This window comes from Burkholderia pyrrocinia, from assembly GCF_022809715.1.
Taxonomy (GTDB): Bacteria; Pseudomonadota; Gammaproteobacteria; order Burkholderiales; family Burkholderiaceae; genus Burkholderia; species Burkholderia pyrrocinia_C.
Window position 1 is genome coordinate 1,921,185 of sequence record NZ_CP094459.1, and the last position, 26,394, is coordinate 1,947,578.

The following is a 26,394-nucleotide window of genomic DNA, read 5'->3' on the forward strand; positions in this document are numbered from 1 at the left end:
ACTTCCCGGGTCATTCGATGCGGCACGCGCCATCGCACGCATTCATGTGGCTAGTCGTCCGCTGGATCTCGTGCGGGACCCGGTGACGACGGACGCGCGACGGGTTCGCCTTGCCGCTGGACATGATGCGCGACCGCGTCGGTCACGGTCGGAAAGAAGCTGGCCGATCCGAATACGTCGAACAAGCCGTAAGCGCGCAGGCGATCCTTCACCGGGCCCTTCATTTCCGCGAAATTCAGCGCGATACCTTGCTCGCCGAGCTCCTCGCGAAGCGCCACGAGCCGGTCCGCCGCGCTGACGTCGATATCGGTGACGGGTTCTGCCGCGACGACGATTCGATCGACCGGGCCCGCCGCTTGCGTGAGCGCAGCGTGCAGGTGCTCGCAGAAAATCTCGACATTGGCATAGAAGAGCGGGGCATCCCAGCGGAACAGCACGAGCCCGGGTGTTTGCACGGCGTCCGGATGCCGCGCAATGTCGTGATAACCGCGAACGCCCGCCAGCCGGCCAAGCACCGCATCGTACGGATGCCAGGCCCGCCAGACGAACGACAGCAGCGACAGCGCGCTCGCGAGCAGGACACCCGGTACGACCCCCATGCCGACGACGCCCGCAAGGCACAGCACCGAAATCAGGCATTCGCCGCGGCGCATTCGATAAAGTCGTACCACGCCGCGGACGTCGGCGATGCCGAATGCGGCGTAGATCACCACGGCAGCCAGCGCCGCACGCGGGACGAGCGTCAGCAGCGCCGGCGCGACTATGAGCAGCAACACGATGCAGGCCGCCGCGACGAGATTCGTGACCTGGCTTTGCGCGCCCGCGGCAATCGCGACGGGCGTGCGCGACGCGCTGCTGCTGACCGCGCAGCCCTGCATCACGCCGGCCAGCAGATTGGCCGCCCCCAATGCGACCAGTTCCTGGTTGCGGTCCGGCGCATCGCCCGCACGAGCGGAAAGGGCGCGCGACAACATGCTGATGTCGGCGAACGACACCAGTGCCACGGCGACCGCGCCGGACGCGAGCGCGGTCACGTCGGCGAGCGACACGACCGGAAGATGGGGCGTGGGCGCGCCGGCGGGCAACGCGCCGACCGTCGCGACCCCGTGCAACGGCAATACGCGTGCGGCCAGGGTCGCCGCCAGCACGGCGATCAATACGCCGGGCCAACGCGGCGTCACGCGCTTCATGGCCGCAATCGCCGCAAGAACGCCAACACCCAGCACACACGCATCGATCGAAAACCGGTGCTCGAAGAGGGCCCGCACGATGTGCGACAGGCCGGAGAACACGTCGTTGCCGGGCACGGACATGCCGAACAGCTCCGGCAGCCGGCCGACTGCAAGGGCGATGGCGATGCCGTTCAGGTAACCGTACTGGATCGGGCGCGACAGCAGATCGGTGACGAACCCGAGGCGGAGCGTACCGAGCAGGATGCAGATCGTTCCGGCCGACAGTGCCAGCGCGCCGGACAGCGCGACGGCCCGCTGCGGATCATGACCGGCGAGCGGTGCGATGGCCGCTGCGATCAACGCGGCCAGCGCGGAATCCGGGCCCAGCACGAGGATCCGGCTCGGGCCGAGCACCGCATAGGCGAGCAACGCGGCGATCGATGCGTAGAGCCCGGTGACGGCGGGCAGGCCGGCCGCCTGCGCGTAGCTCATGCCGACCGGAACCAGCACCGCGGAGAGCGCCAGGCCCGCATACAGGTCGCGCGCGAGCCACGCCCGCCGGTAGTTCGCGAGCAGCGCGATTCCCGGGAGCATGCGTGCGATGTGTCCGGAAAGAGGCCGGATCATCGCGGTTTCGTCAGGGAAAAGCCGGGGCGACGGACATGGCTTGCTCCGGCAAGCGTGCATTCGACGGGATGCCGCCGGACCGTAACAGGCGCGCGAAACGCAAGAGCGGGAAGCGCCATTGCGCCGGATGACGGGACCGCTGTCGCCTGACCGGATACCGGCGTCGCGACACGACGGCGCTCGACATCACGCAGCCTGGAGCGCCGAAAGCTGCAGCGCCTGGGCAAAACGGGCCAGCGACGCAAGCGATCCCGTCACGCTTTCGTAGCGTTCGCGCCCGATCTGCGCATCGAGCATGACCATCATGCCGGCTTCGCGCGCAAGTGCGAGGAGCGCCTGCGTATCGGGTACCGCGCATCCCTGCGCAGCGGACCTGGAGGTGCCGGTGCGGCCGGCTGCCCGGCTTCCCGGTTCGAAACAAGACATCGCATGTGGCATGACGGCTCTCCTGAGCGAACGGCCGGGAATCGATGTGCGGTACAAGCGGTCGTCGTGCATTCAGTATCGTTTCCGCTCCCGCGGGATTCAATCAGGCAGCCCCGAACCGCGTGTAGGAAATGGGCAAATGAAATCGGCCGATTCCTACATCGCGCGGCTCGCCCGTGAAGTCACGCGCCGTGGCGGCCGCGATCGCCGCTGCGCATACCAGCAGCCGATTGCGTGCCAGATGTCCTGCGCGGATTCGCAATAGACGAACAAGTCGAGATCGCTGCGATCGATCATCCCGTCGTCCGCGAGAAAGGCGAAATCGACGACGCGGCGCCAGTATGCCTCGCCGACGAGTATGACCGGCAGCGGCGCGATCTTCCGGGTTTGCAGGAGTGTCAGCACCTCGAACAACTCGTCGCAAGTGCCGTACCCGCCCGGGAAGAACACGGCGGCTTTCGCGCGCTCGAGCAGATGCAGCTTGCGGATCGCGAAATAGTGAAAGCGGAAGCACAGGGCCGGCGTGAGGTAGGGATTGGGCGCCTGTTCGCGCGGAAGTTCGATGTTCAAGCCGATGCTCGGTGCACCGTTTTCGTAGGCGCCTCGATTGGCGGCCTCCATGATGCCCGGGCCGCCGCCGGTGATCACGGCGAGCCTTGCCGTGCGGGTGCGCCGGTCGGCACGGCCGACGATGCGCCCGAATTCGCGCGCGACGCGATAGTAGGCGCTGTATTTGACCAGACGGCTCGCGACCGCGACGGCGCGGCGCCGGCGAGCGTCGTGCGGCCGCTCCGCCAGCGCACGGCTCGCTTCGCGCAGCCGCGCATTGGCTTCGGCGGGCGCGACGATGCGCGTGCTGCCGTAGATCACGATCGTGTGACCGATGCGTTCCTGTTGCAGGCGCTCCTCGGCTTTCCAGTAGTCGAGTTGCAGCCGGATGCCTCGCATGCCGGGGCGCTTCAGGAGCGTCGTGTCTTCATCGGCCTGTATGCAGTTCGCGGTCTCGGCCCGGCGCCGCATCGGCCGCGAAAGGGCGCGCGAGGGCCGCGCGCGACGTTGCCGGGCCCTGACGGCGGTCGGTTTGACTACGCTCATGGTGGAGAGGGGGGCTGACAAGGCCGGTTACTGACTCAGGACCCATTGCACCAGTTGGCGGGCGTCGTCACGCGATAGCGGCCCGCCTCGCTCGGCGGCGGAAGGCATCGGCGTATCGCCCCAATGCGCGCGGCCGCCGTGGCGCAGCTTGATTTCGAGTTTCTCCTGCGCGTGCGGCACGCCCCGGTAGCGTTCCGCGATCTGGTGGAACGATGGCGCGAGAAACGGCATGTCGGATGTATGACAAAACATGCAGTGCTGGGCATCGACGAGCGCGGTCGGTTCGGGCACCACCGTCTGGGCGGCCGCGATGCCGGCCGTCGCGGCGAGCATGCAGGCGGCGAGTAGGCGCGTGACGTTCATGGTTTTTTTCCTCGTCAGGACGAAAGCGGGCGCGGCGCGCGATCAGGAAATCACTTCGTCGAGCGGTCGGCGCGGCGAATGCGGCACATGCGGGCCGCGCCCGATGCGCAGCAGCAGTTGCGGATGCCCGCGAAGCGCGAGCATGTCGCGCAGCTGCGCGCGCAGTCCGGCCGTCTCGATCGGCTGGTTCAGGTACGACGCCGTGTAGCCCGCACGCGTCGCGACCAGCAGCATGCGCTCGAGCGCTTGCCCGGCGGCGAGCCAGGCCTCGCGATCGTCGCGAGCCGTCGCGATGCAGACGATCAGCGGCGACGCACCGACGAGCTGGTGGTGCAGCGCGGCCAGGCCGTTGCCGAGATCGAACGTGCGCACCGCGGTCGTCACGATCGGCGCCGCGAAATCCAGCAGTGCCGGCACGCCGGCCGCGAACGCGGGCATGCCGTCGACGTGCCGGCGCGGATCGATCCAGCTCGCCAGTTCGCGCCGGAACCGCGGGTCGGCAAACTGCTGGCGATCCGCGTCGGCGATCACCTCGGCCACCCGCGCGCGCCGCGCGATCGAGTCGGCACAGGCCACGTCGGCGCCTTCCGCGGCGCCCGCCGCGATCAGCGCGTGCTGGAGCGCGTCCGGAACGGGTTCGGATTCGAACGGGGCGCGCGTCGTGACGCGCTCGGGGATCGCGGCGAACAGCGTACCCAGCTCCGCATCGGTGTAGCCGTCGTCGCACACGCGCACGAGCGCCAGGACGTCGGGATCGATGTCGGACGGGAACGCGCTGATCGTATGCGCGATTCCGGCGTGATCGAGCGCGACGCGGAGGTTGAGCAGCGCCGCGCCGCAACTGATGATCAGTTCGCGATCGTACGGATCGACCACGGGCAGCGCGCGAACCCGGTCCGCGCAGACCGCGATCGTCGTGCCGTCGACGATGAACCGCCACGGCTGGGAATTGTGGCTCGACGGCGCCAGCACCGCGTAGCCCAGCAGCGACCGCAGTCGATCGTCGAGACGGGGGCTTGCAGCAACGGGGGTAACGGATGTCATTCGGCAATCTCCAGGGAGCCGGCCAGCGGCGGTACGCCATTTCATCCTGTCAGTAACCGGCCGGCGGCCGTTGACCCACGTCAAGCCCGCGTCAGCGAGTCGTACGGACACGGTTCCATGCGTCTACGCTTGGAACAGGCGAAGCGCGCGACGCCGATCGCGCGGGGGAGATCCAGATGCTGGCAATGATGTTCGACGGGACGACACCGGAGTTGCGCGAGGCACACGTGCCGGACCCGCGGCCCGCGGCGGGCCAGCTGCTGATCGACGTGCATGCATGCGGCGTATGCCGTACCGATCTCCACGTCGTCGACGGCGATCTCGCGCATCCGAAGCTGCCGCTGATTCCGGGGCATGAAATCGTCGGGACGGTGCGCTCGCTGGGCGCGGGTGTGACGGGTTTCGCGGTCGGCGACCGGGTTGGCGTGCCGTGGCTCGGCCGGACCTGCGGGCATTGCGCGTATTGCGCCGCCGGGCGGGAGAATCTGTGCGACAGCCCCGGATTCACCGGCTATACGATCGACGGCGGTTATGCCGAGCGCACCGTCGCGGACCACCGTTATTGCGTGCATCTGCCGCAGCGCTACGCCGACCAGGAGGCCGCACCGCTGCTTTGCGCGGGCCTGATCGGCTACCGTACGTTGCGCATGGCCGGCGACGCACGGCGAATCGGGATCTACGGGTTCGGCGCGGCGGCACATCTCGTCGCGCAGATCGCACATCACGAAGGACGCCGGGTGTTCGCGCTGACGAAACCCGGCGATACCGCTGCGCAGCAGCTTGCGCTGTCGCTGGGGGCGGCATGGGCGGGCGGCAGCGACGAAGCGCCGCCCGAGACGCTCGACGCCGCGCTGATTTTCGCGCCGGTCGGCGCACTGGTGCCGGCGGCGCTGCGGGCGGTCGACAAGGGCGGGATCGTCGTGTGCGGCGGCATTCACATGAGCGACATCCCGGCTTTTCCGTACGCGTGGCTGTGGGGCGAGCGCCGCATCGCATCGGTGGCCAACCTGACGCGCGCGGATGCCGTCGCGTTCATGCGGATCGCCGACGCGACGCCGCTGCGGGTCGAGGCAACGCGCTATGCGCTGACCGACGCGAACCGCGCGCTGTCGGACCTGCGCACGGGGCATCTGTCGGGCGCCGCCGTGCTCGACACGCGCGGCTGAACCGCGCGATGCGCGAGCCGGGAAATCCGCGGCGTCAGATGCGCGCGAGCTCTTCCGAATCGACGATGCGGATCTGCTTGCCCTGCGCCGCGACGAGCCCTTTCTGCTGGAACTTCGACAGCATGCGGCTGACCGTCTCGAGTTTCATGCCGAGATACTCGCCGATCTCGTCGCGGGTCATCCGCAGCACGAACTCCGCGGCCGAGTAGCCGCGCGCCTTGAAACGCGTGGAGAGATTCAGCAGGAACGCGGCCACGCGCTGTTCCGCGCTCATCGTACCGAGCAGCAGCATCAACGCGGACTCGCGGACGATCTCGCCGCTCATCATCTGGTAGACGTGGTGCTGCATCGTCCGTACTTCGCGGCAGACCTGTTCGAGCTGGCCGAACGGAATGATGCAGACGGTGCTGTCTTCGAGCGCGATCGCATCGCCGTTGTGATGGCCGGTGTGCACGCCGTCCAGTCCGAGCGATTCGCCGACGATCTGGAAGCCGGTCACCTGCTCGTCGCCGTCGCGATGCATGACGACGGTCTTGAACGATCCGGTTCTCACCGCGTAGATGCTGTTGAACGTATCGCCGGCCCGATACAGGGTGTCGCCGCGCTTGACGTGACGCGTCGTGCAGATCATCGCGTCGACCCGCGCGAAATCGTCGGGTGTCAGTTCCTGGGGCAGGCAAACGGCGCGCAGCGCGCATGAAGAACAGCGGGACGACGCGCGCTTCGGCTGGTCCGACCGCTCGACGGGGTGCAGCGGAATAAAGGGGCGCGACTGCGGTGTCATCGATACTTCGGCATGGCTCTGCATGATCTGCTCCGGTTTGTTGGGGCGGCGGCGAATCGCATGGGCACGGTCGCGCTGGCCGCTACGGGCGGCGTGAATCTTCGCCGCCTTCATCGAGGACGTGCCGCATCGGGGTACGGGACGACGATGCAGTCGATGCAGGACTGCGCCGCCGGCCGCGCCGGGAGGCACGCGTGTTTGTTTTTCTTGACCGGGAGTATGGACAGCCGGGCGCGCGAATGAAATCAGCGAAAATTGAAGATTAAGTAGGTGATGAAGAAGGGCTGTAGGGAAATTCCTACAAGCGTGCGGCGTCTTGCCGCGCTCAGAGGTCGTCCGGATCGTAGAACAGCTTGTGGCGTACCGCGTAACGCACGAGCGCCGCATCGTTCGGCATCTGCATTTTCTCGAGGATGCGCGTCTTGTAGGTGCTCACGGTCTTGACGCTGACGCACAGCGCCTGCGCGATGTCGGAGATCGATTCGCCGGAAGTCATGCGCCGGAACACGTCGAACTCGCGATCGGACAAGCGCTGGTGCGGCTGCAGTTCCGCCGGCTCGTTGAGGCTTTGCGCGAACTGCTCCGCCATCGCGAGGCTCACGTAGACGCCGCCGGATGCAATCTTGGTCAGCGCGGCCACCAGCTCCGCGCTCGCGCTTTCCTTGGTCATGTAGCCGGACGCGCCGGCGCGAAACGCACGCACCGCATATTGCTGTTCGGCATGCATCGTCAGCACGAGGATATGCAGGGCCGGCTTTTCGTCCTTGATCTGCCGGATCAGTTCGATGCCGTTGCGGCCGGGCATCGACAGATCGAGCACCAGCACCTGTGCCGGGGTGCCGCGGATCAGCGCAACGGTCGAAGCGCTGTCGCACGCCTCGCCCGCGACCTCGAAATCGTTGGCGTTCTGCAGGATGTACCGGAGGCCGTCCCGGACGAGCGCGTGGTCGTCGGCGATGAGTACCCTGATCATGCGACATGCCCCTTGCCGGATCGCGTGGAACGGCTGCGCGGCGGCGATCGTTGATCCTGCCCCGATTCGAACATCCCGATCGTCCGGCGTCCGGCTGCGGTCATGACGACCGCCTTCGATGCCCGGACGCCGTTCCGGCACATGCGCTTGCATGCGCCGATCCGCCGTTGCGGACGTTGAATGGAATTGTGCGCGTTTTGCAGGGGTTCGCCAATCGGCGCACGTGCACCGTGCCGCCGTGCCTGGCGCGAGGCCTGCTTGATCGGTGTCAACCGGCCGGGCGGCGGCGGGCCCAGACTGAAGATCCCGATCCGGCCGGAACGGGATGCAGAAACCGGGAGGCGCCATGTATGAACGGATCTTCGCCGCGCTCGACGACAGTCGCGGCGCGCGGCTCGCGCTCGACGAGGCGATCACGCTCGCCCGCGCGTCGGGCGGCCTCGTGGTCGCCGTGTGCGTCGTGACGGATACGCCGCCGCTGACGAATATCGGCAGCGCTTATGTCGATCGGATCGCCCCGGGCGGGGTAGATGCAAACCGCGCAGCGGTGGCGGTCGCCGATGCCGAAACCGCATTCCGGCTGTGCGGGGTGCGCGGCACCGCGCAAACGATCGATGCGTGCGGCGAGAACGTGTCGTCGGTGCTGGCGCGCGCGGCCACCGACTGCGATGCCGACCTGATCGTGATGGGGACGCACGGCCGGCGGGGTGTTCGCCGGGCGTTGCTCGGCAGCGTCGCCGAGTCGCTGCTGCGCACCGCGGACCTGCCCGTGCTGCTGGTCCGCGACGATTCGGGCGCGCCGTGATCCGCCAGGACGACGGGGCGGCCGACCGAGGCCGCCCCGTTCGCGTTCATGCTCAGTGCGACAGCAGCACCGGCACCGTCATGGTTTCGAGGATCGTGCGCGTCGCGCCGCCGAGTACGCGCTCGTGCATCCGGGTATGGCTGTACAGGCCCATCACGATCAGGTCCGCGTGAAGGTCGGTGGCCCGGTTCAGCAGCGTCGCGCCAACGCCGACCGTGCTTGCGCGTGTCGTCGTCGAGAACGATGCGCGGATGCCGTGGCGCTCCAGGTATGCGGCGACGTCCACGCCTGCCGGCGTCTTGTCCGGATCGGGTTGCCCGTGGCTGACCGTCTCGACGTTGACGAAGCGCGCACGCGCGAGCAGCGGCAGCGCGTCGGCCATTGCGCGCGCGGCTTCGCGCCCGCCGTCCCAGCCGATCAGCACGTTCTCGCCGATCTTGCGCACGTCGCCCGCGTACGGCACGACGAGCGCCGGACGGCCGCTGCCCATCACGACGTCCTCGATGAAATGGCGCGCGACGTACGTCAGGCGGTCGTCCGGATCCTCCTGGCCGAGCACGAGCAGGTCGGCATGACGCGCATGCAGGATCGCGGCGTCGGTCGCGGCGCCGGCGGGCGCCTGCCATTCGACGCTGCGCCCCGCGCGCTCGGCGGTTGCGAGGAATTTCTCCTCCGCGTCCTTGCGCCGCTGTTCGCACAGGCGCTCGTACACCGCGAGCTTGAGCGGCTCGTCGGGCCGCCGCAACGGTTCGAAGAGATCCTGGCAGACCACGTACAGGCCGACCAGGTGCGCGTTCCAGCGTCCTGCGAGTTCGAGCGCCAGTTCGACGCGCGTCGCGCAGCGATCGCTGTCGTCGAGATGGACGAGCAAGGTCTTGTAGCTCATGACGGCTCCTTTTCGGTAGACGCAGCGCCGGGCGCCGCGGCAGGCACCGGCGCACAACTCGCCGGAATCATCAGCACGGGGCACGCGGCGCGCCGCAGCAAGCGCTCGGCGACGCTGCCCAGGACGAGGCGGCTGAAGCCGCGCCGGCCGTGGGTGCCCATCACGATCAGGTCGGCGCCGGCTTCCTTCGCAACGATCAGGAGCCGCTGCGCGACGTCTTCGCCGCCCGGCTCGACATTGGCGATCCGCGGCGTGCCGGTGACGCCGCGCGCAGCCATGCGCTTGGCCGCGTCGTCGGTGACGCGCAGCCCTTCCTCGCGGAACGCGTCGATCAGGATCGACGGATCGTAGCCGTACATGTCGTAGGCCGGCACCAGGAAATCGACGACGTAGACCGGCGTGAGCCGCGCGCCCGATTCCGACGCCAGCGCCAGTGCGGCGTCGAGCGCGCGGGACGACGGTTCGCTGCCGTCGAGCGCGACCAGAATGTTCGAGTACATGGCGGTTCCCTCTGAACGCGTGTCAACGATTTCATCATCGGCGCACGCGCGCCGATCGCGCTGATCTGGATCAAGCGGCGCCGTCGCGTCGCAGTAGCCGCACCGCATCGCGTGCCGCAATCCACGCTTCGTCGGCCGGCTCGACGACGAGCAGCGCGAGCGTACGCAGCGGCGCGCTCAGTGCGACATCCTCAGTGCGACATCAGTACCGGCAGCGTCATCGACGCCAGCACCGTGCGCGTGGCGCCGCCCATCAGCAGTTCGTGCCAGCGCGGATGGCCGTACGCGCCCATCACGAGCAGATCGCTGCCCGTTTCGTACGCGCGCGACAGCAGCGTGTCGCCGACGGACGTGCCGGCGCCGCTATCGATGTCGAGCACGTTGACGTCCGGCGCGTGGCGCGCAAGCATCAGCGCGGCATCCGCGGCCGGAATGCGGGTGGTCGCCGCTTCGGAATCGCCGTCGACCACCGCGGCGACCGTCGTGCGTTTCGCGTGCTCGAGAAAGGGCAGCGCATCGTGCGCGGCGCGCGTGGCCTCGCGGCTGCCGTCCCACGCCACCAGCGCGCGTTCGCCGATCGACGGGAATTCCCCGGCATACGGCACGAACAGCACCGGACGCCCCGCGGACATCACGAGCGTTTCCGGAAACTGGTCGTCGATATAGGTTTCGGGATCGTTCGGGTCGCTCTGGCCCGCGATCACGAGATCCGCGAGACGCGCGAGACGCGGCACCGCGACGTTGGCGCGCTCGTCGGCGCGAATCCAGGCCGCCGATACGCCGGCCCGTGCCGTTTCGGCATGAAACAGGCGCTCGAGTGCGGCGAGACGTTCGTCGCGCTGGTCGCGCTGCTCGCGAAAGTAATCGGCGGAACCGGCCATCACGTAGAACGAAGTCGGCTCCGGTGTGTAGATCGCGAACACCCCGGTCAGGTGCGCCTTGAAGCGCCGCGCGAGACGCAACGCGAGCTCGAGGCGCGAATGCGCGCGAACGCTCGTATCGAGATGCACGACCATGCTCTTGTAGCTCATCTGGATCGCTCCATCGACGGTGTATCCGCCATTGCAATCCAGTCTACGAAGCGGGCTTCCCGCGCGCTTGACGCAGATCAACGGCCGCCGTGCCGCACAGCCGCACAGTGAGGCGGTCGCGGCCGGTACCGGGCAGGCGGCGCAAGACGGGTGCCGCCCGGGGTGCAGCCGGGGGCCGACCCTTCGACCGAATCGACAGAGGGAAGACGATGACCACCGACGCTTTGACGACACCGAACGGCGCGTGCCGGGCAGCCTGCGACATCGCGCTGCGCCTGTTCGCGCTGAATCGCGACTGGCAGCACGAATGGCATGCGCTGACGGGACGGCGCATCGAGCGGGATCGCGACGCGGCGCGGCAGTTGCAGCAGGCGCTCGCGGACACGCGGGAATGGACCGAGTTCGGCGCGGCGGCACAGCGCGTGATGCGCGATTACGCGATCGCGAGCGCGGCGATCTGGCAGGACGCCGTCGAATGGGGCATGCGCACGCAATACGAGGAGGCGGGCGTCTGGCGCACCTGGCTGCGCGAGTATGGCGCGGACATGCTGTCGCGCTACCAGACCGACTGGCTGCCCGACGTGAGCCGGCTGGCGGTGGTCAACGAAGCGAGCATGCCATGGCACGAATGGATGGCGGCGTTCGGACGCGGCATGACGGACATGGCCGGCGCGAATGCGACGCGGGAGCACGATCATGTGCGCTGACCGTGTCGCATTCGTGACGGGCGGCACGGGCGGCCTGGGCGCCGCGATCAGTCGCCGTCTGCATGCCGCGGGCATGACCGTCGCCGTGTCGCACACGGAGCACAACGACCATATCGCGACCTGGCTGGCGCACGAGCGCGAAGCAGGGCGCACCTTCCATGCGTTCGAGGTCGACGTCGCCGACTACGACTCGTGCCAGCACTGCGCGGCGCGCGTGCTCGCGCAGTTCGGTCGTGTCGACGTGCTCGTCAACAACGCCGGCATCACGCGCGACGCCAGCTTCGTGAAGATGACCAAGAGCATGTGGGACGCGGTGCTGCGCACCAATCTCGACAGCATGTTCAACATGACGAAGCCGTTCGTGCCCGCCATGATCGAAGCCGGCTTCGGCCGCATCGTCAACGTCGGCTCCGTGAACGGCTCGAGAGGCGCGTACGGGCAGGCCAACTATGCGGCCGCCAAGGCGGGCATTCACGGTTTCACGAAAGCGCTCGCGCTCGAACTCGCGCGACACGGCGTGACGGTCAACACGGTGTCGCCCGGCTATCTCGCGACCGCGATGGTCGAGTCGGTGCCGAAGGACGTGCTCGACACGAAGATCCTGCCGCAGATTCCGGTGGGCCGCCTCGGCAACCCCGACGAAATCGCGGCGCTCGTCGCGTGGCTGTGCTCGGACACGGGCGCATTCGCGACCGGCGCGGAATTCGACGTCAACGGCGGCATGCACATGCGATGAATGATTCCGTCATCCGCGTGCCGGTCACGCGCCGTCCGGCTGCCGCCGCCGGTGAACTCGCGCAGGCCCCGCGTCCGTGCGCGGGCGCACGGCCCGACGTGTCGCCGGCCGAACAATGGGATCGCGCGGCGCGCGCGAGCCTGGCCACGATGACACTCGGCTTGTCGCCGGTGTCGCTGGCGCTGGCCATGATCGACTGGGGCGCGCATCTCGCCGTGTCGCCCGGGAAGTGCTTCGAACTGGCGTGGCAGGCATGGCTCGCGGCCGGTCCGTTGCCGGCGGCGAACGGCGCGGCCGACGCCCAGGACGAGGCCGGGCTGGCGGTGCATGCCGGGCAGGCCGATCCGCGCTTCGCCGCACCGGCGTGGTCGAACTGGCCGTTTTGCGCATATCGCGACGGCTTCCTGTCGATCCAGCGCTGGTGGCGCGATGCGACGCACGGCGTGCGGGGCGTCGAGCGGCATCACGAAGCACTCGTCGGGTTCGCCGCGCGGCAATGGCTCGACGCCTGCTCGCCGGGCAATTTCATCGCGACCAATCCGGTCGTGCTCGACGCGACGATACGCAGCGGCGGCGCCAATTTCGCGGCCGGTGCGCGGCACTGGCTGGACGATCTCGGCGCGCAGATCGATCGCGCCGGCGGCGCCCGTCCGCGCGATGCGCAGGCCTATCTGCCCGGGCACGACGTCGCGATCACGCCGGGCCGGGTCGTATGGCGCAACGCACTGTGCGAATTGCTGCAGTACGAACCGACGACGGCCGGCGTCGCACGCGAGCCGATCCTGATCGTGCCGTCGTGGATCATGAAGTACTACATCCTCGACCTGCAGCCGCACAATTCGCTGATCCGCTTCCTGGTCGACGCGGGCTACACCGTGTTCGCGATCTCGTGGCGCAATCCGGGCGCGGGGTCGCGCGATCTCGGGCTCGACGACTACCTGCGCGACGGCTGCCTCGCCGCGCTCGACGTCGTTCGCGAGCAGTGCGGCGAAGCCGTCCACGCCGTGGGCTACTGCCTCGGCGGCACGCTGCTGGCCATCGGCGCGGCGGCGCTCGCGCGCGACGGGCGGCAGCACGACACGTTGCGTTCCGTCACGCTGCTGGCGGCCCAGACCGATTTCAGCGAACCCGGCGAACTCGGCCTGTTCGTCGACGCGAGCGAGCTGTCCGCGCTCGACGCGCTGATGTGGCGTCAAGGCTACCTGGACGGCTCGCAGATGTCCGCCACGTTCGAGCTGCTGAATGCGCGCGACCTGATCTGGTCGCGCATGATGAGCGAGTATCTGCTCGGCAAGCGCACGAAGCCTAACGACCTGATGTCGTGGAATGCGGACGTCACGCGCATGCCGTACCGCATGCACACGGAATACCTGACGCGGCTGTTCCTCGACAACGACCTCGCGGCAGGCCGCTATTGCGTCGACGGCCGGCCGGTCGCGCTGTCGGATATCGACGTGCCGATGTTCGTGGTCGGAACCGAGCGCGATCACGTGTCGCCGTGGCACTCCGTCTACAAGCTCCACCTGCTCACGCACAACGCGCTGACTTTCGTGCTGACCTCGGGCGGCCATAACGCCGGCATCGTGTCGGAACCCGGCCATCCGGGCCGCCACTATCGCCGCGCCACCCGCGAACCGGGCGCGCCTTACCGCAGCCAGCACGACTTCGTGAACGAAACGCGCGCCGTCGACGGGTCGTGGTGGACGTGCTGGCGCGACTGGTTGCGCGCGCACGCGTCGGGCGACGTGCCGGCACGCACGCCGGATGCCGGCCTGGGGGCGGCGCCCGGCACTTACGTGCTCGAAACTTGAAGAACCTGACCGGCGGCGTGCTCGATCGCGCCGCTCATCTTCGCGGCGGGATCGGGCCTGCGCATCGGCAGCGCTGCCGGCGCATGCGACGCCTGCCTGCAACGTGCACGCCGGGCCCGATCAACGAACGAACCTCCCTTTCGATGGAGACAACGCAATGAAAGCACTCGTATACCAGGGGCCGCGGCGCAAGGCGCTCGAACGGCGGCCGATGCCGGAGCTGCAGGCGCCGACCGACGCGATCGTCCGCGTGACGCGCACGACGATCTGCGGCACCGACCTGCACATCCTGAAGGGCGACGTGCCGTCGTGCGAACCCGGCCGCGTCCTCGGCCACGAGGGCGTCGGGATCGTCGAGCAGGTCGGCGCGGCGGTCGACACGCTGCAGCCGGGCGATCACGTGCTGATCTCGTGCATCACGTCGTGCGGCCGGTGCGAATACTGCCGGCGCGGCCTGTACTCGCATTGCACGACGGGCGGCTGGATCCTCGGCAACCGGATCGACGGCACGCAGGCCGAGTACGTGCGCATTCCGCACGCGCAGACCAGCCTGTACCGGCTTCCGCCCGGCGCGGACGAGGATGCGCTCGTGATGCTGTCCGACATCCTGCCGACCGGGTTCGAATGCGGCGTGCTGAACGGCAAGGTGCAGCCGGGCTGTACGGTCGCGATCGTCGGCGCGGGGCCGATCGGGCTCGCGGCGTTGCTGACCGCGCAGTTTTACTCGCCCGCGCAGATCATCATGATCGACCCGGACCGCAACCGGCTCGACGTCGCGCGGCGCTTCGGCGCGACCGACTGCTTCGACGGCGCCAGTGGCGACCCTGTCGCGGATGTGATGAAGCTGACCGACGGCGTCGGCGTCGATTGCGCGATCGAGGCGGTCGGGATTCCGGCGACGTTCGAGATGTGCACGTCGCTCGTCGCGCCGGGCGGCGTCGTCGCGAACGTCGGCGTGCATGGCGTGAAGGCCGACCTGCATCTCGAGAAGCTGTGGGATCGCAACATCGCGATCACGACCCGGCTCGTCGATACGGTCAGCACGCCGATGCTGCTGAAGACCGTGCGCGCGGGGCGGCTCGATCCGAAGCGTCTGATCACGCACCGGTTTTCGCTCGACGACGTCGAGCGCGCGTACGACACGTTCGGCCGGGCCGCGGAAACGCATGCACTGAAGGTCATCATCGAAGTGGCGTGATGGCGGCGCGCGGCGGGAGCGGGTGCCCGCCGCGTCGGATGACGCGATGCGCGCGGCATTCGTGCGCCGCGCGTCGTCGTCAGGATAACGGCGTTGCCGGTTCGCGCGTGTCGTCGCGCTCGGCTTCGTCGAGATCGACGGTCTGCCCGTAGGTCGGCACCTCGCACGGCCAGTGCAGGGTCTCGGCGATGCGCCGCCGCAACGCATCGGCCGCCGCCGGCTCGCCGTGCGTGACGAAGGTCCGGAACGGCGCGCGCTGCATCGTGCCGAGCCATCGCAGGATTTCCTCGTAGTCGGCATGCGCGGACAGCGACGCGATCGACTCGACCCGGGCGCGCACGCGCACGTACTCCCCGTGAATCTTCAGCGTCGGCTCATGCGCTGCCAGCGCCGCGCCGCGCGTGCCCGCGGCCTGGTAGCCCACCAGCGCGATCGTGTTGCGCGGATCGGGCGCATAGCGGCTCAGGTGATGCAGCACGCGTCCGCCCGTCGCCATGCCGCTTCCCGCAATGATGACCATCGGCCCCTGGTGGTCGGCGATCGCCTTCGACTGGTCGACCGTTCGGATCATCGTCGCCGCGTGGCCGAGCGCGTTCGCTTCCGACAGGGTCAGCCGGTGCTCGAGGATGTGGTGGCGATAGATCTCCGTCACGTCCGTCGCCATCGGGCTGTCGAGAAACACCGGCACGCGCGCCATGCGGCCGGCCACCTTCAGGCGCGCGACGTAGTGCAGGATCTCCTGCGCGCGGCCGACGGTGAAGCAGGGGATCACGACCACGCCGCCGCGCGAGAAGGTGTTTTCGAACAGCGTTGCCAGCTCGGCCTCGGGGTCCGATGCCGGATGCAGCCGGTCGCCGTACGTCGATTCGACGACCAGGTAATCCGCATGCGCCGGCGGCGTCGGCGGCTGCATGATCGGGTCGTGATAGCGGCCGAGATCGCCGGAGAACGCCAGTACCTTGTGATCCCAGTGCATCACGACGCTGGCCGCGCCGAGGATGTGACCGGCCGGCAGCAGCCAGAACGACAGGCTGCCGCCCAATGCGACGCATTCGTCGAATGCGACGGGTTTCATCAGGTGCAGCGCGCGTTGCGCATCGTCGGTCGTGTAGAGCGGCTGAGCCGGGTGGTGCTTCGAATAACCGTGCCGGTTCGCGAAATCGGCTTCTTCCTCCTGCAGCCGCGCGCTGTCGCGCAGCATGATGTCGCAGAGTTCGGCCGTGGCCTGCGTGCAGTACACCGGGCCGCGAAACCCGTCGCGCGCGAGCACCGGCAGGTAGCCGGTGTGATCGAGATGCGCATGCGTGAGGACCACCGCATCCAGGGTGTCGGGCGCGACCGGCAGCGGGTTCCAGTTGCGCAGCCGCAGGTTCTTCGTGCCCTGGAACAGGCCGCAATCGACCAGGATGCGCCGGTCGCGATGTTCGACCAGATACTTCGATCCGGTCACGGTTTCGGTCGCACCGAGAAAAGTCAGCTTCATGGCTTGCCTCGCCGGGAGTTGGAGAGTTCGATGTTCCGATTACATCGCGTGTGCGCGCAATCGCGTTGACTGAAGTCAGGGATTGCCGTATCCGCGTGCGAAGGAAGGCGCTGAACAGTGGCGATTCGACAGGAGAATGGCGGCGAGCTGCCGGCCGGCATGCGGGGCGCTCCGTTTCATGGGGTTGTGATGTGTGTCAACCGCGCCCGTCGGCATCCCCATACAGTCGACACCAAGGCTTGCGCGCGTGGTGCGCAGAGTCGACCAGCGCGGCACGTTCGGCAGCCGGATGATCCAGCCGATGCCGCGCATTTGCGTATGGAACTCACGGCGGTGCGAGGCGTTGGCGATGAAACAGCGATGGTTGGCGGTTGGCGTGGCGCTCGCGTTGAGTGCTTGTGCGGGAGATGAGCGTACCGCCGCATTCAGGAAGAAGGAAACGCAACTGCTCGAGACGCGCCAGACGGCATTGCTGCGGTGTGCGACGCAATCCGAATGCGACCGTGCGTGGAACCGCACGCGGGACTTCATCGAAAGACGTTCGTCGACCCGGATCACGCGATTCGGCCCGGACCTGATCGAAACCGCGCAGTCGCATCTGGCCGGAAACGTCTATCTGTGGGCGTCCCGCGCAGCGTCGGCAGACGGGAGCGCGACGATCCGGCTCAAGGCGATGTGCAAAGGCATGTACGACAGCAATGGCGGCCCGGGCTGGCAATACGACGGTTGCGCGGCGAAGATCCTCGAGATACAGGAAGGCTTCCGCTCGCTCCAGGATCCGTCGTCTGCACAGGGAACGCCTCCACGATAGTGCGACAGCGCGCGCGGCGCAGCGCCGCGCGCCGGGTCGGTCACGCCATTTGGCCGATCGTCTTGCGGAACCGCATCAGCGACAGCAGGAACAGCGCGCATCCGATCGCGAACAGCACCGCGAACTGTACCCAGACCGCATCGAAGCCGGCGCCGCGATACAGGATGCGCTGCGCCAGCTCGACGAAATGGGTGGTCGGCGCGGCCAGCATGATGTCCTGCACGGCCAGCGGCATGCTTTCGCGCGGCGTCAGCCCGCCCGACAGCAACTGCAGCGGCAGCAACACGAGCACGAGCAGCATCCCGAACTGCGGCATGCTGCGCACGAGCGTCGCGAGAAAGATCCCCATCGACGTCGTCGCGAACAGGTGCAGCGCCATCCCGGCGACGAACAGCGGCACGGAGCCCGGAATCGGCACGTGCAATGCGCCGCCCACCACGAACGTCAGCGATGCGACGGCCGCAACCGTGACGACGAGCCCCATCGACCAGACCTTCGCGAGCATGATTTCCGCCGCGGTCACCGGCATGACCAGCAGATGTTCGATCGTGCCGTGCTCGCGCTCGCGGATCAGCGCCGCCCCGGTCAGGATCATCGACAGCATCGTCACGTTGTTGATCAGTTCCATCAGCGCGCCGAACCATACCTCGTCGAGATTCGGGTTGAAGCGCATCCGCATCGCGAGATCGACGGGCGGCAGCGGCGCGCCGCGATAGCGCCGCACGAACGCGTCGATCTCGCCGGACACGATCTGCTGGACGTAGCCGCCGCCGGTGAATGCCTGGGTCATGCGCGTCGCATCGACGTTGAGCTGAATCGTCGCATGGCGGCCGGCCAGCACGTCGCGCTGGAAGTCCGGCGGAATGTCGAGCGAGAACGTGTAGTCGCCGTTGTCGAGACCGCGATCGGCCGCGACGGCGTCGATGATCGGCGGCGCCGCGAACTGCGGCGGGAAGAACGCCGCGACGATGCGCGCCGACAGCGGCGACGCGTCCTCGTCGACGATCGCGATCGGCACTTTGTGCAGCGTTTCCGGGCGAGCGGTGGCGGCGACGTAGATCGACGCGCTGAACGTGTAGACGATCAGCGCGAGCAGGATCGGGTCGCGGGCGAGGCTCCAGAGTTCCTTGATGCCGAGCCGGTAAATGGCGAGCAGGCGCGACATGGTCAGCGCTCCTGTTTGCGCAGCAGCAGACCGGTCATGATCAGGATGACCGGTGCCGCCGCGAGCAGCGGCCAGAACTGGGACGACAGGTCGGCCAGCCCGAGCGCCTTGTTGTAAACGCCGCGGCTGATCGCGAGCATGTAGGTGGCCGGGTAGATCGTACCGATCCACTTGCCGCTGCCTTCGAGCGACGACAGCGGCGTGAGCAGGCCCGAGAACTGCACGACGGGGATCAGCGTGCCGATGATCGTCATGAAGATCGCGGCGATCTGGCTGCGGGTGAAGGTCGACGCGAACAGCCCGATGCCCGTGGCCACGACGTTGAATATCAGCACCGCGACCGTCAGCGTCGCAAAACTTCCCTTGATCCGCACGCCGAACACGACGTCGGCCAGCACGACCATCAGCAGGAAATTCAGCATCGCCAGCATCACGTAGGGCGCCTGCTTGCCGAGCAGGAACTCGGCCCGCGTGACCGGCGTCACGTACAGGTTGACGATCGAACCGAGCTCCCGTTCCCGCACGACCGCGAGCGCCGTGAGCATCGCGGGCAGCATCAGCAGCAGCATCGGCATGATCGCCGGAATCATCGCCGGCAGGCTCTTGACGTCCGGGTTGTAGCGATAACGAACGGCGACGTCGACCGCGGGGACGAGCGACGCGCCGAGCCGGCGCTTCGCCTGGTCGCGCAGCCAGTTCTCGTGCATGCCGGCGACATAGCCGCGGATCGTCTCCGCGCGCATCGGCATCGCACCGTCGACCCATGCGCCGATCTCGACGCGCCGGCCGCGCGCGACATCGCGTGCGAACCCGGGCGGGATCTCGATCGCGAGCGACAGGTGGCCGCCGCGCATGCGGCGATCGATGTCGCGATCGTCCGCGAGCGGCGCGCGCGGCACGAAATAGCGCGAGCCGGCGAGGTTCTGCGCATAGTCCTGGCTCAGGATCGACTGGTCGCGGTCGAGCACCGCGAACGTCAGGTTGTCGACGTCGAGACTGATGCCGATGCTGATCACGCACATCAGCACGAGCGAACCGAACAGCGCCAGCGTCGCGCGCAGCGGGTCGCGGCGCAGCTCCAGCACCTCACGCCACAGATAACTGCCGGCGCGCGCCGGGCTGAACCACGCGGCCCCGTGGCTTGTGCCTGCCGCCTCGGGCGGCGCGGCAAGCCAGCCGGCGTCGGACGGTGCCTCCGTCAACGCGCCGTCCGCTTGCTGCGCATCGGTCAGGTATCCGATGAACGCCTCTTCGAGCGTGCCGACGCCGCGCATGCGAACCAGTTCCGCGGGCGCGGCGCTCGCGAGCACGCGGCCCGCGTGCATCAGCGAGATGCGATCGCAGCGCTCGGCCTCGTTCATGAAGTGCGTCGAAATGAAGATCGTCACGCGATCGTGCCGCGCGAGCTCGATCATCAGTCGCCAGAAATCATCCCGTGCGACGGGATCCACGCCGGACGTCGGCTCGTCGAGGATCAGCAGTTCGGGCTTGTGCACCATCGCCACCGCGAGGGACAGCCGCTGCCGCATGCCGAGCGGCAGCTGCTCGGGCAGTGAGTCGAGCGCGTCGGCGAGCCCGAAGCGCTCGACCATTTCGGCGACCCGCCCGGATACCTCCGGCTCCGGTACGCCGAACAGGCGGGCATGCAGCACGAGGTTCTGCCGGACGGTCAGTTCGCCGTACAGCGAAAACCCTTGCGACATGTAGCCGACTCGCCGGCGGGTGTCGATGTCGTCCGCGGCGACCGGTCGGCCGAACAGCGTCGCGGTGCCTTCGGATGCGGGCAGCAGCCCCGTGAGCATCTTCATGGTCGTCGATTTGCCGCAGCCGTTCGAGCCGAGAAAACCGAAGATTTCGCCGCGGCGGATCTGCAGGCTCACGTGATCGACCGCGACGAAATCGCCGAACCGCATCGTCAGCGCCTCGGCCTCGATCGCATAACCGGCGGAAGCATCGGGCTGAAAAGGCTCGATCCGGATCGGCTGGTGCCCGCGCCGGCGCGCGTCCGGGAGCAACGCGACGAACGCGGCTTCCAGCGTGTCGCAACCGGTATGCGCGAGCAGTTCGCCGGGGCTGCCCGTCGCCAGCACGCGGCCGGCGTCCATCGCGATCAGCCAGTCGAAACGCCGGGCCTCGTCCATGTACGCGGTGGCGACCAGTACGCTCATCGCCGGGCGAGCGGCGCGAATGCGTCCGATCAGTTCCCAGAACTGCGCGCGCGAGAGCGGATCCACGCCGGTCGTCGGCTCGTCGAGGATCAGCAGGTCGGGATCGTGAATCAATGCGCAGCACAGCCCGAGCTTCTGCTTCATGCCGCCGGACAGTTTGCCGGCGGGACGGTCGAGGAACGGGTGGAGGCCGGTGCTGCGCGTGAGCGCGTCGATCCGGCGGCGGCGCTCCGCCGCATCGTGGCCGAACAGTCTCGCGAAGAACTGCAGGTTTTCCTCGACCGACAGCGTCGCATACAGGTTCCGGCCCAGGCCTTGCGGCATGTACGCGATCCGCCGGCAGACGCGTTCGCGGTGGCGTCGCGACGACAGATCCCCGTCGAGGGTCCAGACCTGACCCTGCTGGACCTCGCGCGCGCCGGAAGCGAGCGCGAGCAGGCTCGACTTGCCGACCCCGTCCGGCCCGATCAGCCCGACCATGCGGCCGGCCGGAATCTCGAGCGTCGCGTCGTCGAGCGCGTACTTGCCGCCGTATCGCAACGAGACGCCCGACAGCCGTACGACCGCGCCGGGCGCACCCGCAACAGGCGGGCCTTCGGTCGATCCGGCGTCGGCGCCGGCCGGCGACATCGATTTCATTGCGGCACCCTGATCGCGAGGCGCTCGGGCCACGCCATGTTCGGATCGGCCTTCAGCCACGCGACACCCGGCAGCCCGGTCTTGACGAGCTTCAGATGGCGCTGCAGCAGATCGCGGTCGATGCGCGCCTTCACGCGGAACATCAGCTTCTGCCGCTCGGTGGCCGTCTCGACCGTCTTCGGCGTGAACTGCGCGGTGCTCGACACGTACGACACACGTGCCGGAATCACGTATTCCGGCGCGGCGTCGAGCACGATCCGCACGTCGGCGCCGAGCGGCACTCGACCGACGACCGTTTCGGGCAGGAAGAACGTCATGTAGACGTCCGACAGGTCGACGACGTTGAGCACCTTGCCGCCTGCCGGCAGCACCTCGCCCGATTCGGCCACGCGATACTGGACGCGCCCGTCGCGCGGCGACGTCAGATCGCTGTCCGAGATGTCGGCCTGCACGCGCGCGACGGTCGCCTGCGCGGCCGTCACGGCGGAGCGCGCCGCAACCAGCTGGGCCTTCGTGGCGTCGATCGCGGCCTGCGCGGCTTCCGCCTGCGCACGCGCGGCGCTCACGGTTGCCCGCAGGCTGCCGGCGCGCGCGCGATCGTCGTCGAGCTCCTGCAGCGACGACGCACCGTCGCGCGACAGGGTTTCGGAACGCGCGAGCCGCCGCGTCGCCGCGTCGAGTTCGCTTTCCCGCTGCACGACCACGGCCGCCGCGGCAGCCTTGTCGCTGCGCCGCTGCGCGACCTGCGCGTCGACGCTCGCCGCGGTGTTCACCGCCTGCTGCTCCCTGGCGCGCGCTTCGTCGAGCTGCGCCTGCAGCACGACGACGTCCATGTGCGCGAGTGGCTGCCCGGCCTTCACGAAGTCGCCTTCGTCGACGAGCATCGCGGCGACGCGCCCCGGCAGCTTGGTCGCGACGTCGATCTCGGTCGCCTCGATCCGGCCGTTGCCGCTCACCAGGCCGGCATCCGCGTGTCCGTCGCGCCAGCGTGTCCACCCGTAGTAGATCAGGCCGATCGCGAGCACGGCGGCGCCGGCACCGATCAGAAGAGGGCGCTTGATGGTTTTCATCGTGTGGAATCCGGATCGGTCGAAGTGTTGATCGGCGACGCGGCGGCCTCGTCGTCCTCGTGCGTCGCGCCGCCGAGCGCGCCGTACAGCGCGACGCGGCTCGACAGCAGCGCACGGCGCGCCATCACCCATTGCTGCTCCGCGTTCATCAGGTCCCGTTGCGCGTCGAGCACTTCGAGGAACCGTGTGGCGCCGCTGTCGTAGCGCAGCTTCGCCAGGCGCGCCCGTTCGGTTTGGGAGGCCAGCGTGGCGCGCTCGATGCGTACCTGGTCCGCCAGCCAGTAGCGGGACGCGAGCGCGTCGGACACGTCGCGGAAGGCGCCTTGCAGCGTCTTTTCGTACTTCGCGAGCGCCTCGTCGCGCTGCGCATGCGCAAGGGCGAGATTCGAGCGGTTTCGGCCGCCGTCGAAAAGCGGCAGCGTCACGGTGGGGACGATCGACCATACGCCGGCGCCGGACGACAGCAGATCATGCAGCGCGCTGCTGCCCGAGCCGATCGAGCTCGTCAATGCGATGCGGGGAAAGAATGCGGCGCGCGCTGCGCCGATGTTCGCGCGCGTCGCCTGCAACTCGTGCTCGGCCGCAATCACGTCCGGACGGTTGGCGAGCAGCGACGAAGGCAGGCCGGGGGCGAGCGACGGCGTCACCGCGCCGTCGTCGAGCGCGAGCGGCGCGTCGGGCAGATCCGGCGGCCCGCCGACGAGCAACGCCAGCGCATCGGCAGCCGACGCGCGTGCCTGCTGCAACTGGACCCCAAGGGATTCCGCCTGCTGCAGTAGGATCTCCGATTGCGTCAGGTCGAGTCGCGAAATCGCGCCGGCCGCCTGGCGAAGCCGGAAAATCCGCAGCGATTCGCGCCGCGTGTCGATCGTCGCGCGGGTCAGCGCGATGCGTTCGTCGAGCTCGCACAGGGTCAGGTACGCGTCCGCGACCGCGGTGATCACGCTCAGCGTCGCGGCTCGCCGGGCCGCATCGCTCGCCAGGTAGCGCTGGAGCGCCGCGTCTTTCAGGTTGCGCACACGGCCCCAGAAATCGATCTCCCATTGCGTCTCGGCCAGCCGAACCTCGTAGACCTGGCCGATCATGGGCGTCGGGGACAGGAAGCCGCCCGGTGTACGAAACCGCGCGTAGGCGGCGCCCGCATCGATCGACGGCCACTGGTCCGCGCGGCGGATGCCATAGACGGCGCGTGCCTGCTCGACGCGCGCGACGGCCGCGCGCAGATCGCGATTGTCGGTCAGCGCCTGTGCGATCAACGCGCGAAGACGCGCATCGACGAAGTATTGCTGCCACGCCGGCACCTGCGCCGCGACCGGGGCGTTGGCGTTGACGCTGACGGATGGATCCGGAAATGCGGCAGGGATCGGCGCGGCGGGACGCTCGTCGGGCGGCGCAAGCGACAGGCATCCCGAAAGCAGTCCCGCGCCCGTTGTCATCGCAACGAAACGCACGCACCGCGCAACGGCGATGTGGAAGTCAGCGGGAAGCGCGATGGCGCGCATGGAATGCCTCGGCGAATACGGGAACACGGGATGGCGCCGCCTCGTGGCGTCGCCGCTTCGGGTTCACTTATATCCGACGATAGCGGTCCCCGCCCTTGATCTGTATCACTTCGGCGGGGATGCGTTTCGAGCGGTGCTTCGCTTGACATCTGCGCCGGAAATGTATCAACCCTACGGGTAGCGTCGTACGCCGGACTCGAGCAAACCGCTGGGGGAAGAAGTGCAAAGAGTCGACGCATCCGCCAATCCACCGCCGACCGCTTGCAGGCTCCCCGCGCATCTCCGTTGCCGCCCCCGGGTTCCCCCTTGACATGAGTCAACCGACATCGGCGATTCGGTACCTACTATCGTCATTGGAATCGGCGGGCGCCACGGCGTTGCACTTGCACCGGCATACCCCGCTTGCCTGTCGAGTGATGCCGTCGATATCCGGTTTGCTTCGATCCCGGTCGCATCGATCGATATAAGTAGGACTCCAATTCTTCCTGATTGGACCACGGTTTGTTACCGACGCGTTTCCCGTTCGTTTCGACGAAAACGCATCGGCCGGTTGCGCTGCCCGCAGCCGGGAAGAGCGCCCGTTACGGTGCGACGTCGCAGCATCCAGTCGCATGCCGTGGCCAGGCCAAGTCAACGCATTCGGAGAACTGGTATGAGCCAACCTGTAGTCGAAAAACCGCCGGTCGACGGCCAGCAGCCGTCGAAGCCGGCGGCCGGCGGCCCGGAAACGCGCAAGCTCGGCCTGCTGCTGTTGAGCGGCATCGTCGTCGGCTCGATGATCGGCGGCGGTGCCTTCAACCTGCCGCAGAACATGGCCGCGGGCGCCGGCCTGGGCGCCATTGCGATCGCATGGGCCATCACGCTCGTCGGCATGTTCTTCATGGCCAACGCGTTCCGCACGCTGGCGGACCAGCGTCCCGACCTGACTGCCGGCATCTATTCCTATGCACGAGAAGGTTTCGGCAAGTTCGCCGGCTTCGAGATGGCGTGGGGGTATTGGCTCAGTTCCGCATTCGGCAACGTCGCGTTCGCGGTGCTCATCATGCAGACGCTGGGATATTTCTTTCCGGTGCTCGACGGCAAGAACTGGCAGTCGATCGTGGGCGGTTCCCTGTTGATCTGGGTCTTGCACTTCATGGTGCTCTCCGGCGTGAAGCGGGTGGCGATCCTCAACACGATGGCGAGCATCGTCAACATCGTCACGCTGTCGATCGCGATCGTCGTGATCGCGCTGTTCTTCCAGAAAGGGCACTTCACGTTCGACGTCTGGGGGCAGCAGCAACACCTGGGCAGCACGCTCGCGCAGATCAAGAGCACGATGCTGGTCACGCTGTGGGTGTTCATCGGCATCGAGGGCGCCGTGGTCGTGTCCGATCGGGCGCGCAACCAGCACGAAGTGGGTACCGCGACGTTCATCGGGCTCGCGGTCTGCACGACGCTCTACTTCCTGCTTTCGGCGCTGCCGTTCAGCGTCATGTCCCAGCACCAGCTGGCCGGCCTGCAGAACCCGTCCTCCGCGTATGTGCTGGAGCAGCTCGTCGGGCACTGGGGCGCGATCTTCATCGTCGTCGCGTTGCTGTTTTCGGTACTGAGCTGCTGGCTCGCGTGGACGGTGCTCGTCGCCGAACTGCCCTTTGCGGCTGCCAAGGACAACATTTTCCCGCGCTTCCTGTCCCGCGAGAACCGGCATCACGCGGCCGCGCCGTCGTTATGGCTGTCGAGCGCGGTGATGCAGGTGATGATGTTCGTCGTGCTGTTCGCGCATGACGCATGGATCTGGCTCATCAGTGTGGCCGGGGTCATGATCCTGCCGCCGTATCTCGCGAGCACCGGCTTTCTGTGGAAGTGCGCCACGCAAAAGGGCTTTCACGAGCGGGCGGGCGAGGGCAAGCGCGCGTCGATCTGGACCGGCGTGCTGGGAACCGTTTATGCGGCCTGGCTGCTCTATGCGGCCGGCCCGACCTATCTGCTGATGTCCACCATTTTCTTCGTCGTCGGCATCCCGGTGTTCTGGTATGCGCAGCGCGAGAAGGATCCGCAGTCGAACGTCTTCACCGCTCGCGAACGCGTGGCGGCCGTCGTGCTGCTTGCGGTCGCGGTAAGCGCGGTCGTGCTGTTCGCGAAGGGCATCGTGTCGGTCGGCTGATGCGCGCGCCCGCCGGCTTCCGGGTTTCGACAGCGTGACCCGGAATCTCGACGGCGGGCATGGACGCGACGGCCGCATGCGACTCC

23 protein-coding genes are annotated in these 26,394 nt (G+C 68.1%); 8 read left to right on the forward strand and 15 right to left on the reverse strand.

What is annotated here, in order from left to right; translation table 11 throughout:
* Positions 1-50: 50 nt before the first annotated feature.
* The 5 genes from MRS60_RS08950 to MRS60_RS08970 all read right to left on the reverse strand — a co-directional run bounded on the left by MRS60_RS08950 (position 51) and on the right by MRS60_RS08970 (position 4,727).
* A complete protein-coding gene (locus tag MRS60_RS08950; protein ID WP_243564562.1) occupies positions 51-1,799 on the reverse strand; it encodes a SulP family inorganic anion transporter in 1,749 nt (582 codons plus the stop codon).
* A gap of 186 nt (positions 1,800-1,985) precedes the next feature.
* Complete coding sequence (locus MRS60_RS08955) at positions 1,986-2,237, reverse strand: hypothetical protein (protein ID WP_034184234.1); 252 nt, start codon at positions 2,235-2,237, stop codon at positions 1,986-1,988.
* Positions 2,238-2,381: 144 nt separating this feature from the next.
* Positions 2,382-3,320 carry a TIGR00730 family Rossman fold protein gene (locus tag MRS60_RS08960; RefSeq protein ID WP_131948864.1) on the reverse strand — a complete coding sequence of 313 codons (939 nt, stop codon included), beginning with the start codon at positions 3,318-3,320 and terminating at the stop codon, positions 2,382-2,384.
* A gap of 27 nt (positions 3,321-3,347) precedes the next feature.
* Positions 3,348-3,683, reverse strand: coding sequence for a c-type cytochrome (locus MRS60_RS08965; RefSeq protein WP_105390125.1), 336 nt, complete (start codon positions 3,681-3,683; stop codon positions 3,348-3,350).
* Positions 3,684-3,725: 42 nt separating this feature from the next.
* A complete protein-coding gene (locus tag MRS60_RS08970) occupies positions 3,726-4,727 on the reverse strand; it encodes an Acg family FMN-binding oxidoreductase (RefSeq protein ID WP_175749443.1) in 1,002 nt (333 codons plus the stop codon).
* Positions 4,728-4,903: 176 nt separating this feature from the next.
* On the opposite strand from MRS60_RS08970, the gene MRS60_RS08975 reads away from it, so the two are divergent.
* Positions 4,904-5,893 (forward strand): zinc-dependent alcohol dehydrogenase family protein, encoded by a 990-nt coding sequence (locus MRS60_RS08975; RefSeq protein ID WP_131948830.1) that lies wholly within the window; start codon positions 4,904-4,906, stop codon positions 5,891-5,893.
* Between the two features lie 34 nt (positions 5,894-5,927).
* Here MRS60_RS08975 and fnr read toward each other — a convergent pair whose 3' ends face one another.
* Together fnr and MRS60_RS08985 are read right to left on the reverse strand one after the other, a co-directional pair.
* Positions 5,928-6,701, reverse strand: coding sequence for a fumarate/nitrate reduction transcriptional regulator Fnr (fnr, locus tag MRS60_RS08980; protein WP_034184297.1), 774 nt, complete (start codon positions 6,699-6,701; stop codon positions 5,928-5,930).
* 301 nt (positions 6,702-7,002) lie between these two features.
* On the reverse strand, positions 7,003-7,650 hold the full coding sequence (locus MRS60_RS08985) for a response regulator (protein WP_034184238.1): 648 nt from the start codon (positions 7,648-7,650) through the stop codon (positions 7,003-7,005).
* Between the two features lie 346 nt (positions 7,651-7,996).
* Here MRS60_RS08985 and MRS60_RS08990 point away from each other — a divergent pair, with 346 nt between their 5' ends.
* Positions 7,997-8,455 (forward strand): universal stress protein, encoded by a 459-nt coding sequence (locus tag MRS60_RS08990; protein WP_034184239.1) that lies wholly within the window; start codon positions 7,997-7,999, stop codon positions 8,453-8,455.
* Positions 8,456-8,507: 52 nt separating this feature from the next.
* Here the strand turns inward: MRS60_RS08990 and MRS60_RS08995 are convergent, their stop codons facing one another.
* The 3 genes from MRS60_RS08995 to MRS60_RS09005 all read right to left on the reverse strand — a co-directional run bounded on the left by MRS60_RS08995 (position 8,508) and on the right by MRS60_RS09005 (position 10,872).
* A complete protein-coding gene (locus tag MRS60_RS08995; RefSeq protein WP_243564563.1) occupies positions 8,508-9,341 on the reverse strand; it encodes a universal stress protein in 834 nt (277 codons plus the stop codon).
* Complete coding sequence (locus MRS60_RS09000) at positions 9,338-9,841, reverse strand: universal stress protein (protein WP_105390122.1); 504 nt, start codon at positions 9,839-9,841, stop codon at positions 9,338-9,340. The genes MRS60_RS08995 and MRS60_RS09000 overlap by 4 nt, the downstream gene beginning before the upstream one ends.
* A 191-nt stretch (positions 9,842-10,032) precedes the next feature.
* Positions 10,033-10,872, reverse strand: coding sequence for a universal stress protein (locus MRS60_RS09005; RefSeq protein ID WP_034184242.1), 840 nt, complete (start codon positions 10,870-10,872; stop codon positions 10,033-10,035).
* Positions 10,873-11,081: 209 nt separating this feature from the next.
* On the opposite strand from MRS60_RS09005, the gene MRS60_RS09010 reads away from it, so the two are divergent.
* The 4 genes from MRS60_RS09010 (at position 11,082) to MRS60_RS09025 (ending at position 15,324) form a co-directional block, all read left to right on the forward strand.
* A complete protein-coding gene (locus tag MRS60_RS09010) occupies positions 11,082-11,579 on the forward strand; it encodes a hypothetical protein (RefSeq protein WP_175749448.1) in 498 nt (165 codons plus the stop codon).
* Positions 11,569-12,315: an acetoacetyl-CoA reductase gene (gene phbB / locus MRS60_RS09015; RefSeq protein WP_034184298.1), complete on the forward strand. Its 747-nt coding sequence runs from the start codon at positions 11,569-11,571 to the stop codon at positions 12,313-12,315. The genes MRS60_RS09010 and phbB overlap by 11 nt, the downstream gene beginning before the upstream one ends.
* Entirely contained in the window at positions 12,312-14,126 is a 1,815-nt protein-coding gene (locus tag MRS60_RS09020) for a PHA/PHB synthase family protein (protein WP_105390119.1), read from the forward strand. The genes phbB and MRS60_RS09020 overlap by 4 nt, the downstream gene beginning before the upstream one ends.
* A gap of 157 nt (positions 14,127-14,283) precedes the next feature.
* Positions 14,284-15,324 carry a zinc-dependent alcohol dehydrogenase family protein gene (locus tag MRS60_RS09025; RefSeq protein WP_105390118.1) on the forward strand — a complete coding sequence of 347 codons (1,041 nt, stop codon included), beginning with the start codon at positions 14,284-14,286 and terminating at the stop codon, positions 15,322-15,324.
* 79 nt (positions 15,325-15,403) lie between these two features.
* Here the strand turns inward: MRS60_RS09025 and MRS60_RS09030 are convergent, their stop codons facing one another.
* A complete protein-coding gene (locus MRS60_RS09030; RefSeq protein ID WP_243564564.1) occupies positions 15,404-16,807 on the reverse strand; it encodes an MBL fold metallo-hydrolase RNA specificity domain-containing protein in 1,404 nt (467 codons plus the stop codon).
* A 247-nt stretch (positions 16,808-17,054) separates the two neighbouring features.
* Here MRS60_RS09030 and MRS60_RS09035 point away from each other — a divergent pair, with 247 nt between their 5' ends.
* Positions 17,055-17,618 carry a hypothetical protein gene (locus MRS60_RS09035; protein ID WP_243564565.1) on the forward strand — a complete coding sequence of 188 codons (564 nt, stop codon included), beginning with the start codon at positions 17,055-17,057 and terminating at the stop codon, positions 17,616-17,618.
* A gap of 40 nt (positions 17,619-17,658) precedes the next feature.
* Here MRS60_RS09035 and MRS60_RS09040 read toward each other — a convergent pair whose 3' ends face one another.
* From MRS60_RS09040 to MRS60_RS09055, 4 genes are read right to left on the reverse strand one after another with little or no spacing between them, the layout of a single operon-like run.
* Positions 17,659-18,783 carry an ABC transporter permease gene (locus MRS60_RS09040; RefSeq protein ID WP_243564566.1) on the reverse strand — a complete coding sequence of 375 codons (1,125 nt, stop codon included), beginning with the start codon at positions 18,781-18,783 and terminating at the stop codon, positions 17,659-17,661.
* A gap of 2 nt (positions 18,784-18,785) precedes the next feature.
* Entirely contained in the window at positions 18,786-21,590 is a 2,805-nt protein-coding gene (rbbA, locus tag MRS60_RS09045) for a ribosome-associated ATPase/putative transporter RbbA (protein ID WP_243564567.1), read from the reverse strand.
* Positions 21,587-22,660, reverse strand: coding sequence for an HlyD family secretion protein (locus tag MRS60_RS09050; RefSeq protein WP_034184249.1), 1,074 nt, complete (start codon positions 22,658-22,660; stop codon positions 21,587-21,589). Before MRS60_RS09050 ends, rbbA begins: the two co-directional genes overlap by 4 nt.
* Positions 22,657-24,162 (reverse strand): efflux transporter outer membrane subunit, encoded by a 1,506-nt coding sequence (locus tag MRS60_RS09055; RefSeq protein WP_175749451.1) that lies wholly within the window; start codon positions 24,160-24,162, stop codon positions 22,657-22,659. Before MRS60_RS09055 ends, MRS60_RS09050 begins: the two co-directional genes overlap by 4 nt.
* A 652-nt stretch (positions 24,163-24,814) precedes the next feature.
* Here MRS60_RS09055 and MRS60_RS09060 point away from each other — a divergent pair.
* The gene (locus MRS60_RS09060; RefSeq protein ID WP_051983825.1) at positions 24,815-26,308 is read left to right on the forward strand and encodes a basic amino acid/polyamine antiporter; all 1,494 of its coding nucleotides are present in this window, start codon (positions 24,815-24,817) and stop codon (positions 26,306-26,308) included.
* Positions 26,309-26,394 lie beyond the last annotated feature (86 nt).